Source organism: Micromonospora sp. NPDC004551 (genome assembly GCF_040609975.1).
Classification (GTDB): Bacteria; Actinomycetota; Actinomycetes; order Mycobacteriales; family Micromonosporaceae; genus Micromonospora.
In genome coordinates, this window is sequence record NZ_JBEXLM010000031.1 from 37,092 (window position 1) to 49,001 (window position 11,910).

General features: G+C 74.7%; 10 protein-coding genes. 4 read left to right on the forward strand and 6 right to left on the reverse strand.

The window, feature by feature from the left end; all coding sequences use genetic code 11:
* Nucleotides 1-13 precede the first annotated feature (13 nt).
* A complete protein-coding gene (locus ABZW14_RS28060; RefSeq protein WP_355352025.1) occupies nucleotides 14-1,213 on the reverse strand; it encodes an FAD-dependent monooxygenase in 1,200 nt (399 codons plus the stop codon).
* Between the two features lie 144 nt (nucleotides 1,214-1,357).
* On the opposite strand from ABZW14_RS28060, the gene ABZW14_RS28065 reads away from it, so the two are divergent.
* Nucleotides 1,358-2,290, forward strand: a complete 933-nt coding sequence (locus ABZW14_RS28065; protein WP_355352028.1) for a TetR/AcrR family transcriptional regulator C-terminal domain-containing protein — start codon at nucleotides 1,358-1,360, stop codon at nucleotides 2,288-2,290.
* On the opposite strand, the gene ABZW14_RS28070 is transcribed toward ABZW14_RS28065, so the two are convergent.
* Genes ABZW14_RS28070 through ABZW14_RS28080 form a run of 3 tightly spaced genes read right to left on the reverse strand, consistent with a single transcriptional unit; the run spans nucleotide 2,274 to nucleotide 5,487 of the window.
* Entirely contained in the window at nucleotides 2,274-3,350 is a 1,077-nt protein-coding gene (locus ABZW14_RS28070) for a zinc-binding dehydrogenase (protein WP_355352031.1), read from the reverse strand. The genes ABZW14_RS28065 and ABZW14_RS28070 overlap by 17 nt on opposite strands.
* A complete protein-coding gene (locus ABZW14_RS28075) occupies nucleotides 3,347-4,789 on the reverse strand; it encodes an aldehyde dehydrogenase family protein (RefSeq protein WP_355352034.1) in 1,443 nt (480 codons plus the stop codon). Before ABZW14_RS28075 ends, ABZW14_RS28070 begins: the two co-directional genes overlap by 4 nt.
* Before the next feature lie 44 nt (nucleotides 4,790-4,833).
* The gene (locus ABZW14_RS28080) at nucleotides 4,834-5,487 is read right to left on the reverse strand and encodes a TetR/AcrR family transcriptional regulator C-terminal domain-containing protein (RefSeq protein WP_355352037.1); all 654 of its coding nucleotides are present in this window, start codon (nucleotides 5,485-5,487) and stop codon (nucleotides 4,834-4,836) included.
* A 232-nt stretch (nucleotides 5,488-5,719) separates the two neighbouring features.
* Here ABZW14_RS28080 and ABZW14_RS28085 point away from each other — a divergent pair, with 232 nt between their 5' ends.
* A complete protein-coding gene (locus tag ABZW14_RS28085) occupies nucleotides 5,720-6,892 on the forward strand; it encodes an acyl-CoA dehydrogenase family protein (RefSeq protein ID WP_355352040.1) in 1,173 nt (390 codons plus the stop codon).
* Nucleotides 6,893-6,937: 45 nt separating this feature from the next.
* Here the strand turns inward: ABZW14_RS28085 and ABZW14_RS28090 are convergent, their stop codons facing one another.
* Entirely contained in the window at nucleotides 6,938-7,975 is a 1,038-nt protein-coding gene (locus ABZW14_RS28090) for an aminotransferase class V-fold PLP-dependent enzyme (RefSeq protein ID WP_355352043.1), read from the reverse strand.
* Nucleotides 7,976-8,103: 128 nt separating this feature from the next.
* Entirely contained in the window at nucleotides 8,104-9,504 is a 1,401-nt protein-coding gene (locus ABZW14_RS28095; RefSeq protein ID WP_355352046.1) for a cation:dicarboxylase symporter family transporter, read from the reverse strand.
* Nucleotides 9,505-9,637: 133 nt separating this feature from the next.
* Here ABZW14_RS28095 and ABZW14_RS28100 point away from each other — a divergent pair, with 133 nt between their 5' ends.
* Nucleotides 9,638-11,224 (forward strand): sensor histidine kinase, encoded by a 1,587-nt coding sequence (locus ABZW14_RS28100; protein WP_355352049.1) that lies wholly within the window; start codon nucleotides 9,638-9,640, stop codon nucleotides 11,222-11,224.
* Entirely contained in the window at nucleotides 11,221-11,901 is a 681-nt protein-coding gene (locus ABZW14_RS28105) for a response regulator (RefSeq protein ID WP_355352052.1), read from the forward strand. Before ABZW14_RS28100 ends, ABZW14_RS28105 begins: the two co-directional genes overlap by 4 nt.
* Nucleotides 11,902-11,910 lie beyond the last annotated feature (9 nt).

An 11,910-nucleotide genomic window follows, 5' to 3' on the forward strand; every position in this document is an offset into this window, starting at 1 on the left:
TGGGGCGCCACCGTCACCGGGCGGCCGCGTACTCCGGCAGGTCCAGCCCGTCGGCCTTGCTGAAGAACAGCCGGGTGGCGAGCCCGCGCAGTGGGCGGGAGGTCATGGCCCGCATCGACGCGTCGCGCATCCGGATGGCGGCCCGGCTCTCCGGCAGGAAGCCGCCGATGCCGCCGCCCGGCAGCTCCTGGCCGCGGGTCACGTGCGGCCGCAGCAGCTCCTCGTAGCGGCGGTAGGCCAGCGCGTGATCGCCCCGCGCCGCGGCCAGCTCGCCGGCCAGCAGGTACGCCCCGACCAGCGAGAGGCTGGTGCCCTGCCCGGTGAGCGGCGACGGGCACCAGGCGGCGTCGCCGAGAAGCGCCACCCGGCCGGTGCTCCACGACTCCATCCGCACCTGGCCGTACCGGTCGAAGTAGAAGTCACCCGCGTCGGGCGCCGCGGCCAGCAGCTCGGCGGCGCGCCAGCCGACGCCGGCGAAGCGCTCGGCGAGCAGCCGCTGCTGGGCCGCCCGGTCCCGCCGGTCCACGTCGAGTGCACCCGAGCGGAAGCTGAAGAAGGCGGCGGTCCGGCCGTCGCGGGTCGGCCGGGTGCCGACCACCCGGCCACCGGGGGCGTTGTGCAGCAGGAACCAGCCGGTCTCGTCCCGGTACGGCGTGGAGAAATAGGCCAGGTACGCGCCGAGCGGCCGGACGTACGCCGATTCGGGGCCGAAGGCGAGGGCCCGGGTGTGGGAGTGCGAGCCGTCCGCGCCGATGACCAGGTCGACGGTGCGCGGGGCGGACCGGGCGAAGGTGAGCCGCACCCCGTCCCCGGTCTGCTCCAGCGTCTCGATGGAGTCGTCGAAGACGTACTCGACGTCGTTCCGGGTCGCCTCGTACAGCAGCCGGGCCAGATCGCCCCGCTCGATCTCGATGTCGGCGACGATCCCCTCGCCGTCGAAGGCGTGCACCGGCAGCCGGGCGCGGGTGGCGCCCCGCTCGTCGACGTACGCCATGCCCTTCTCCCGGACGGTCTCGGCCCGGATGCGGGCGGTCAGCCCCATCCGGTCGACCACCTCGCGGGCGGTCCCCCGCACGTCGACCGCCTGCCCGCCGGGACGCAGCCCGGGGGCGCGTTCCACCACGGTCACGGCGAAGCCGTGCCGACGCAGCCAGAAGGCGAGGGCCGGGCCGGCCACGCCGGCGCCGGAGATGAGCACGGTCCTGTCGTTCATGGCGTCCTCCCGAGATCGCGCGTACACCGTCCATCCGGTGCGGGTAGGACGCTAGGGTCCGGCGCGGCTGGGCGCTCCCGGCGACCTAGTACGCTGCCCGTTCAGGGCCGCCCCGCGAGGCGGGTGTACTAGTACGCTGCCGGGATGTCGCAACGGGATCGGGGTCCGGAACCGCCGTACCGCAGGATCGCCGCCGAGATCCGCCGCCGCATCGACCTGGGCGAGCTGCGGCCCGGCGACCGGGTGCCCTCGGCCCGGCAGCTCACCCGCGAGCACGGGGTGGCCATCGCCACCGCGACCCGGGTGCTCGCCCTGCTCCGCGCCGAGGGGCTGGTGCTGACCCGCCCCGGCGCCGGCACCGTGGTCGCTCCGCCACGGCGGGAGCCGGCGCGAACGGAGCCGGAGCTGAGCCGGGAACGGGTGCTGCGCACCGCGCTGGCACTGGCGGACGAGGGTGGCCTGGCGGCGGTGTCCATGCGGCAGATCGCCGGCGAGCTGGGGGTCGCCACCATGTCGCTCTACCGGCACGTGCGCGGCCGCGATGAGCTGATCCTGGCGATGGCCGACGCGGTGCTGGCCGACGCCCCGCTGCCGGCCGCCGAGCCGGCCGGCTGGCGCGCCCGCCTGGACGTGCTGGCCCGGGCGCAGTGGGCCGTCTACCGGCGGCACCCCTGGTTGCCGCACGTCATCTCGATCGCCCGGCCGCAGCCGCTGCCGCACGGCATGGCACACACCGACCGGGCCCTGCGGGCCACCGCCGGGCTGGGCCTGGACCGGCAGGTGCGCTGGCACGTGGCGATCACCCTGATGGCCTACGTGAAGGGCATCGCGACGAACCTGGAGATGGGCGCGCAGGCGGAGCAGGACACCGGCCTCACCCACGACCAGTGGGTGGAGCGGCAGCAGGCCACCTTCCAGCAGCTGATGGCCGGCGGCGGGCTGGCCACCATGGACGCCCTGACCAGCGGTGGCGTCGACGTGGACCTGGAGACGGTCTTCGACTTCGGCCTGCGCCGGCTGCTCGACGGGATCGCCGCGCTGATCGAGGGCGAGGCCGAGATCAGTCCGGGAAGGTGACCACCCAGCGGGCGCCCTCGCCCCGGGCCAGCCGGGCCAGTGCCGCGGGCGCCTCGGCCAGCGGGATGGCGCCACTGACCAGGGGCGCCAGGTCCAGACTGCCGTCGGCGAGCGCGGCGGCCAGTTCCGGCACCTCCCGGTCCGGGTCGGAGGAGCCGTAGACCGAGGAGCGCAGGGTCCGGGCCGAGTGGAAGATGTCCAGCGCCGACAGGCTCACCAGGTCGTCCTTGCCGCCCATGCCGACCACGGTGACCGCTCCCCCGCGCCGGGTCGACCGCCAGGCGGCCCGGATGGTGACGGACCGGCCGACGCACTCGAAGGCGTGGTCGACGCCCCGGCCCTCGGTGCGTGCCCGGACCTCCTTGGCGAGGGTGTCGTCGGAGCGGAGGAAGTCGGTGGCTCCGGCGGCGAGGGCGAGGTCCCGCTTCGCCTCGGCCACGTCGACGGCGAGGATCGGTCCGGCGCCGGCCCGCCGGGCGGCGGTGAGCACGGCGAGGCCCACCCCGCCGAGGCCGATCACCGCCACCGACTCGCCGGGGCGGACCCGGGCGGTGTTGCGGACCGCGCCGGTGCCGGTGAGCACGGCGCAGCCGAGCAGGGCGGCCTGCTCCGGCGGCAGGCCGGCCGGGACCTCGATGGCCGCCCGCTCGGGCACCACCACCTCCTCGGCCAGCGCGCCGAGACCCAGGGTCACCTGGAGCGGGCCGCCGTCGGCGGTCTCGCCGCGGGCCACCGAGGCTCCGGTGTTCGCGGCGCAGAGCCAGGGCTCGCCGTGCCGGCAGTGCCAGCAGGCACGGCAGGCGGGGGCCCAGTTGAGTACCACGGGCGTGCCGACGGCCAGCCGGGTGCCGGGGCCCGCCCCGGCGACCACGCCGGTCGCCTCGTGCCCGAGCACCAGCGGATAGGTGGGCGCCACCGTGCCGTCCACCATGGCCAGGTCGGAGTGGCAGATGCCGGCGGCCCGGATGCGGACCCGCAGCTCACCGGGGCCGGGGGCGGGCAGGCGGACGTCCTCGACGGCGGGGGTGGCGCCCCGGCCGCGGACCACGAGCGCCCTCACCGCTGGATCGCCTTCAGCTCGGTGAACTCCTCGACACCGTAGGCGCCGAGTTCGCGGCCGAGGCCGGACTGCTTGTAGCCGCCGAACGGGGCGAGCGGGTTGAACGCGCCGCCGTTGACGTCGACCTGACCGGTACGCAGCCGCCGGGCCACCGCCAGCGCCGCCTCCTCGTCGGCGGACCAGACCGCGCCGGCCAGCCCGTACCGGGAGTTGTTGGCGATGGCGACCGCCTCGTCGGTGTCGGCGAACGGGATGACCGCGAGCACCGGGCCGAAGACCTCCTCCTGGGCGAGGGCGCTGTCCGGGTGCACGTCGGCGAGGACGGTGGGCGCGACGAAGTGGCCGCGGGGCGGCAGCGGCGCGTCCGGGCCGCCGGCGACGAGCCGGGCGCCGTCGGCGAGGGCCCGGTCGACGTGCCCGCGGACCCGCTCGGCCTGGGCGCCGGAGACCAGCGGGCCGAGCCGGGTGGCCGGGTCGAACGGGTCACCGAGCCGGTATCCGGCCACGGCCGCCGCGACCACGTCCAGCGCCTCGGCGTAGCGGTCGCGGTGTACCAGCATCCGGGTCCAGGCGGTGCAGGTCTGTCCCGAGTTCAGCAGCGCGTTGCCGACACCGACCTTGACGGCGGCCGGCACGTCGGCGTCGGCGAGGAGCACGTTGGCCGACTTGCCCCCGAGTTCCAGGGCGACCCGGGCGATCCGGTCGGCGGCCAGGTGGGCGATCCGCCGGCCGGTGGCGGTGGAGCCGGTGAACGAGACGAGGTCGACGTCGGGGTGGGCGGCCAGGGCCTCGCCCACCACCGGCCCGGTGCCCGGCACCAGGTTGACCACCCCGGGCGGCAGCCCGGCCTCGGCGACCGCGTCGAACAGCAGGTACGCCGTGAGCGGGGTCAGCTCGCTGGGCTTGAGCACCACCGTGCACCCGGCGGCGAGGGCCGGGGCCACCTTGGCGACCACCTGGTGCAGCGGGTAGTTCCATGGCGTGATGGCGCCGACCACACCGACCGGCTCGCGGACGACGAGCGAGTTGCCGACGGTCCGCTCGGCCAGCGGGCGGGCGGCCAGGTCGACCATGCTGCGCAGCACGGTCAGCGGCAGGCCGGCCTGCACCCGGGTGGCGAGCTTCAGCGGGGTGCCCAGTTCGAGGGCCACGGTGCGGGCGATGTCGTCGGCCCGGGCGGCGAGCGCGGCGTGCAGCCGGTCGAGGTGGGCCGCGCGCTCGGCGGGGGCCGTGGCGGCCCAGCCGGGGAAGGCGGCCCGGGCGGCGGCGACGGCCCGGTCCACGTCGGCCGGAGTGCCGGCGGGCACCTGTCCCACGATCTCCCCGGTGGCCGGGTTCTCGACCGGGATCGTCTCGCCGTCCGCCGGGTCGACCCAGTCCCCGGCGAGGTGCAGATGGCGGCGGACCAGCAGGGCGGGGGGCGCGTCGGCGAGATCCATGGCGTCCCTTCGGGGGCGGGAAACTAGCAGTGGGAGTTTTGACGCTACCCCGGACCGGTGCCGCGTTCCAGAGGGGTCACCGTCCGGGCGTACTCGGCGGCGAGGCCGTGCAGCAGAGCGTCCAGGCCGAGGGCGAACGCGCCCTCGTCGACGCTGCGCTGGTGGCCGCGGAGCCGGTGCGCCTGGTTGAGGTGCGGGTGGGCCGCGTACAGCTCCGGGTCCTCGACGAACCCGCGGGCGAACGAGCCGAGCGCCGAGCCGGCCACGAAGTAGCGCAGGGCGGCGCCGATGTGGGTGGCCCGGGCCGGCGGCCAGCCCGCCCGGACCAGGGCGCCGTAGACGGCGTCGGCCATGGCCAGGGCGGCCGGCCGCCGCCCCGGCCCCTGCGCCAGGTACGGGACGATGTTCGGGTGGACGGCCAGGGCCTGGCGGTAGGACCCGGCCCAGCGCCGCAGCGCCTCGACCCAGTCGTACCGGTCGAAGACGCTGACGTCGACGGACGCCGTGACGCTGTCGGCGACCGCGTCGAGGATCTCGTCCTTGGTGGCGAAGTGGTTGTAGAGCGAGGGGCCCTGCACGTTCAGCGCGGCGGCCAGCCGGCGGGTGGAGAGGGCGCCGAGGCCGTCGGCGTCGATCAGCGCGAGCGCGGTCTCGACGATCCGCTCCCGGTTGAGCAGGGCCTGTCGGGGTCTGGGCACGTCAGGCCACCCGCGCCGGGCCGCCGCCTGCGCCGCGCGCCTCTCGCCGGTCGAATCCCGCCACGCCGCCTCCCCCGTCGGAACACCTGCTCACGCACCCTAACCGGGGCAGGGCCGACGGGCCTCACCGCGACGGTCGGTGGAGGGGTCTGGACGGATGAAAACTTGCACCGCTAGTTTAAGAGTGACCGCCGCCGCCCGCGGCGGTCGCCACGCCGACCGAGGGAGCAACGTGGACTTCGCACTGTCCGACGAGGAACGGGCCGTCCGGGACACCGTTCGCGCTTTCGTCACCCGCGAGGTGCTGCCGCTGGAGCAGGAGGTGCTGCGCCGCGAGCGCGCCCACCGGCCCGGCCTGGACCGGTCCGAGCTGCGCGAGTTGCAGCTCAAGGCGAAGAAGTTCGGCTTCTGGGGCCTGGCCACTCCCGAGGAGTACGGCGGGATGGACCTGCCCGCGGTGCTCCAGTCGCTGATCTGGACCGAGCTGGGCCGGTCCTTCGTGCCGTTCCGCTTCGGTGGCGAGGCGGACAACATCCTGTTCCACGCCACCGAGGAGCAGAAACGCGAGTTCCTCCTCCCCACCATCGAGGGCGAACGGATCTCCTGCTTCGCGATCACCGAGCCGGGCGCCGGCTCGGACGCCGCGAACATCAAGCTGCGCGCCCGCCGCGACGGCGACGACTGGGTCCTCGACGGCGAGAAGACGTTCATCACCAACGGCAACGACGCCGACTTCGCCATCGTGGTGGCGGTGACCGACCCGGAGAAGGGCGCCCGCAACGGCGGTGCGACCGCGTTCCTCGTGGACCGGGCGATGGGCTGGCGGTCGGAGTTCATCCAGACCATGGGCGAGGGCGGTCCGGCGTCGCTGATCTTCGACGGCGTACGCGTGCCGCACCGCAACATCCTCGGCGAGATCGGCCAGGGGTTCACCCTGGGCATGGAGTGGATCGGCAAGGGCCGTTACACCATCCCGTCGCACGCCATCGGCATCGCCGAGCGGGCCCTGCAGATGGCGATCGACCACGCCAACACCCGGGAGACCTTCGGCGCGAAGATCGGCACGAACCAGGCGATCCAGTGGATGATCGCTGACTCGGAGACCGAGCTGGAGGCGGCCCGCTGGCTGGTGCTGAAGTCGGCGTGGACCGTCGACCAGGGCCTGGACCCGCGGCACGCCTCGTCGATGGGCAAGCTCTACGGCGCCGGCATGGTCAACCGGGTGGTCGACCGGGTGCTCCAGATCCACGGCGGCATGGGCTACACCCGGGAGCTGCCGATCGAGCGCTGGTACCGGCAGGTCCGGCTGTACCGGATCTTCGAGGGCACCGACGAGATGCAGCGGCTCATCATCTCCCGCGACCTGCTGCGCGGCTACACGAAGATCGGTGGCCACCTGGCCTGAGTCCAGGGGCGCGCCCGCCCGGTCCCGGGGCGGGCGCGCCCCCGTTCAGCCGGCCAGCGCCGCCGCGGCCCGGTCGACGTCCTCCTCCGTGGTGTAGAGGTGGAACGAGGCGCGGACCCGTCCGGCGCGGACCGCCGCGCGCACCCCGGCCCGGGCCAGCCTCTCCTGCGCGTCCGGCACCTCGACGGTGACGATCGCGCTGTCGCCCGGGGGCCGGCCGAGTCCGGCCAGGAACCGGTTGGCCAGCGCCACGTCGTGGGCGTGCACGGCGGGCAGCCCGATCTCGGCGAGCAGTTCCAGGGCGGGCGCCGCCCCGACGTAGCTGAACCAGGCCGGGGAGATGTCGAACCGCCGGGCGTCGTCGGCCAGCCGCAGCGGCGGGCCGTAGTAGGACGACTGCGGGTCCTGACCCGCGTACCAGCCGGCCGCGTCGGGGCGCAGCCGCTCACGCAGGGCTGGTGCCAGGTAGGCGAAGGCCGCGCCGCGCGGGGCCATCAGCCACTTGTACGCGGCCACCGCCACCACGTCGGCCAGTCCCGCGTCGAAGGGCAGCCAGCCGGCGGCCTGGGTGGCGTCCACCGCCACGAGGGCGCCGTGCGCCCGGGCCGCCGCGACGACCGTCTCGTACGGGGCCACGGTGCCGTCGGCGGACTGCACGAGGCTGAACGCGACCAGGTCGGTGTCGGCGTCGATCGCGTCGGCCAGGCCGGCGAGCGGCACCGTGCGTACCCGGACGCCCCGCTCCTCCTGCACCAGCCAGGGGAACAGGTTCGAGGTGAACTCCACCTCCGGGACGACCACCGTGGCGCCCGCCGGCAGCGCGGCGGCCACCGGGGCGAGCAGCTGCGAGGCCGTGCTGCCGATCGCCACGTCGGCCGGCGCCACCCCGACCAGCCGGGCGAACGCCGAGCGGGCCCGACCGACCGACTCGCCCCAGCCCTCGAAGGAGACCCGCCCGGCCCGCCAGTCGGCGAGCACGTCCTGCACCGCCGTCCAGGCCGGATCGGGCGGCAGCCCGTAGGTGGCGGTGTTCAGCCAGCCGGCCTCCGGCTGCCACAGCTTCTGCGCCTGCTCCAGGTCCATGCCACCGACGCTAACGATCGCCATCGGCGACCGGGACGGCCAATTCCCCGGCGGCGGCCTGCGCCGCACGGGGCCGGGCCGGATCGACGTCCGGCCCGGCCCGGGACACGTCCGGGCTGCCCGCCGGCTCAGGACGGCGCGTCGGCCAGCCTGGCGGGCTGGTGCGCCGGCACCTCCGCGGTGTCCCCGCCGGCCGGCGGCTCGTCCTCGTCCAGCATGGTCGTCTCGTCGAACGGGCGCTGCCCGCTGAGCACGGCCGCGGCCTGCGCCCGGTCGAACTCGCCGGTCCAGGTGCCGACCAGCACGGTGGCCACCGCGTTGCCGGCGAAGTTGGTCAGCGCCCGGGCCTCGGACATGAACCGGTCGATGCCGACGATCAGGCCGACCCCGTCGACCAGGTCCGGCCGGTGCGACTGGAGGCCGCCGGCCAGGGTGGCCAGGCCCGCGCCGGTCACCCCGGCGGCGCCCTTCGAGGCGATGATCATGAAGGCCAGCAGGCCGATCTGCTCGCCGACCGCCATGGGCTTGCCCAGCGCGTCGGCGATGAACAGCGCGGCCATCGTCAGGTAGATCGCGGTGCCGTCGAGGTTGAAGGAGTAGCCGGTGGGGACGGTGATGCCGACGACCGGCTTGCTGACACCGAAGTGCTCCATCTTGGCGATCAGCCGGGGCAGCGCCGACTCCGACGACGAGGTGGACAGGATCAGCAGGAACTCCCGGCCCAGGTAGCGCAGCAGGCCGAAGATCGAGACACCCGAGACCAGCCGCAGCAGCGCGCCGAGCACCACGATCACGAAGATCAGGCAGGTGGCGTAGAACCCGAGCATGATCTGGGCCAGGCTGGTCAGCGCGTCCACGCCGGTCGCGCCGACCACCGCGGCGATCGCGCCGAACGCGCCGATCGGGGCCACCCACATGATCATCGCGAGCACCTTGAAGACCAGGCGCTGGATGACCTCCACCGCCCGCAGCACGGGCTCGCCGCGCCGGCCCATGGCCTGCACGGCGAAGCCGACCAGCAGGGCGACGAGCAGCGTCTGGAGCACCGAGCCCTCGGTCAGCGCGGAGAAGAGCGAGGTGGGAATGACGCCGAGCAGGAACTCGACGGTGTCACCGCTCTCGCCACCGGCGGCCGACTTGCCCGCGTCCGCCACCTCCGGGCCGAGGTTCAGACCCGAGCCGGGGTGAATGATGTTGCCGACCACCAGGCCGATGGCGAGCGCCACCGTCGACATGAGCAGGAAGTAGCCGAGTGCGAGGCCGCCGACCTTGCCGACCCGGGCGGCCTGCCGGACGGATCCGACGCCGAGGACGATCGTGCAGAAGATGACCGGGCTGATCATCATCTTGATCAGGTTCACGAAGCCGGTGCCGAGCGGCTTCAACTCCTTGCCGACCTCGGGCGCGGCGAGGCCGACCACGATGCCGGCGACGACGGCCACGATGACCGCCAGGTAGAGGTACCGGGTCCGGTCCCGGCGGGTGGGCCGGGCGGCCTCAGGGGTGGGTGTGGTGGTGGTGGTGTCCATGCCCACAATGTGAGGCCGATCTCACTGCGGGGCACGCTTGCGTTCATTCTGTTCACCCGCGTATCGCACGGGCGAAACCGCACCGGCGGGGTGCGCCAGACTTGCCGACGACCGGCGGCGGGAGGAGGGGAACGTGGCCCGACGGCAATGGAGCATCGCGGGGCAGCTCTTCGCCCTCCAGGCGGTGGTGGTGACGCTGCTCGTGCTGGCCGGCGCGGCCGGCGCCGTCTGGCTGGCCCGCAGCGACTCCCACCAGGCCGCGAAGGACGAGGTGCTGGCCGTGGCACAGGCCGTCGCCGGCTCCCCCAACGTGCACACGGCCCTCACCGGCGCCGACCCGCCGGCCACCCTCCAGCCGTACGCGGAGGCCACCCGGGTCGCCACCGGAACGGACTTCGTGGTGGTGATGGCCCCGGACCGGACCCGCTACTCGCACCCGAACCCGAAGCTCATCGGGCAGCCGTTCATCGGCGACATCGGTCCGGCGCTCTCCGGGGAGCCGTTCACCATCACCAACGTCGGCACGCTCGGCGAATCGGTGCGCGCGGTCGTCCCGGTGTACGACGGCGAGCACCGCATCATCGGGCTGGTCTCCGTGGGCATCACCACCAAGGCCATCAACCGGAAGCTGCTCGCCCAGGTGCCGATCCTGCTCGGCGCCGCCGGGCCCGCCCTGGCCCTCGCGGCCACCGGGTCCTGGCTGCTCAGCCGCCGGCTCCGCCGGCAGACCCACGGCCTCGGGCCGAACCAGATGACCCGGATGTACGAGTACTACGACGCGGTCCTGCACTCCGTGCGCGAGGGGCTGGTGGTGCTGACCCGGGACTGCCGGGTGGCGCTGGTCAACGACGAGGGCCGGCGACTGCTCGGCCTGGCCGACGACGCCGCCGTGACCGACCGGCCGGTCAGCGGGATCGACCTGCCCCCGGCGGTGGCCGAGCTGCTCGACTCCGGCCGGGACGCGCACGACGAGCCGATCCTGGCCGGCGACCGGGTGCTGGTGGCCAACCAGCGGACCACCCGCTTCGAGGGCGCGGCGCTCGGCACCGTGCTGACCCTGCGCGACCAGACCGAGCTACGCAACCTCGCCAGCGAGCTGGACTCGGTGCGCGCCCTCACCGAGGCTCTGCAGGCGCAGACCCACGAGTCGGCGAACCGGCTGCACACCGTGCTCACCCTGGTCGAGCTGGGCCGCACCGACGAGGCCGTCCGGCTGGCCACCCGCGACCTGGCGCTCGCCCAGCAGCTCACCGACCGGGTGGTCGGAGCGGTGACCGAACCGGCGCTGGCTGCCCTGCTGCTCGGCAAGTCGGCGCGGGCCGGCGAGCGCGGCGTGGACCTGGTGATCGAGCCGGACTGCCGGCTCGACGACAGCCCCCTGCCCGGCACCGACCTGCTCACCGTCGTCGGCAACCTGGTCGACAACGCCCTGGAGGCGGTCGCCGGCACCCCGCCGCCGCGCCGGGTCCGGATCTTCGTCGGCACGGTCGACGACGAGTTGGTGATCCGTGTCGGCGACAGCGGCCCCGGGCTGGACCCGGGCCGGGTGGCGGACGCGTTCCGGCGCGGCTGGTCCACCAAGAGCGCCGGCCGGGGGCTCGGCCTGGCGCTGGTCGGGCAGGTGGTCCGCCGGCACGGCGGCACGTCGGAGGTCGTCCGCACCGACGACGGGGAGACCGTTTTCACCGTCCGGCTGCCGGTGGCGGGGGCGGCCCGATGAACGACGTCCGGGTGCTGGTGGTGGAGGACGAGCCGCTGCTGGCCGAGGCGCACCGGGCGTACACCGAACGGGTGCCCGGCTTCGTGGTGGTCGGCGTGGCGCACACCGCGCGGGACGCGATGGCGGCGCTGCGCCGGAGCGGCGGTGCGGACGTCGACCTGGTCCTGCTCGACTTCCGGCTACCCGACCTGCACGGCCTGGACGTGTGCCGGGCCCTGCGGGCGGCGGGCAGCAGCGTGGACGTGCTCGCGGTGACCTCGGCGCGGGACCTCGCGGTGGTCCGCACCGCGGTGTCCCTCGGGGTGACCCACTACCTGCTCAAGCCGTTCACCTTCGCCGCGTTCCGCGACAAGCTGGAGCGGTACGCCGAATACCGGCGGCAGGCCCTCGCCGACGGCGAGGTGGCCGCCCAGCACGAGGTGGACCGGATGTTCGCCACCCTGCGCGGCGCGACCCGGCACACCCTGCCGAAGGGCCTGGACGAGCAGACCCTGCACACCGTGCTGGCGGCACTCGGTGACGGCGGGCTCTCCGCCACCGAGGTCGGCCACCGTACGGGGATCTCCCGGGTGACCGCCCGGCGCTACCTGGAGTACCTGGTCTCCGCCGACCGCGCGGTCCGCGCACCTCGCTACGGCACCCCCGGGCGGCCGGAGGTCGAATACCGGCCGGTGTGAGCCGGCCGC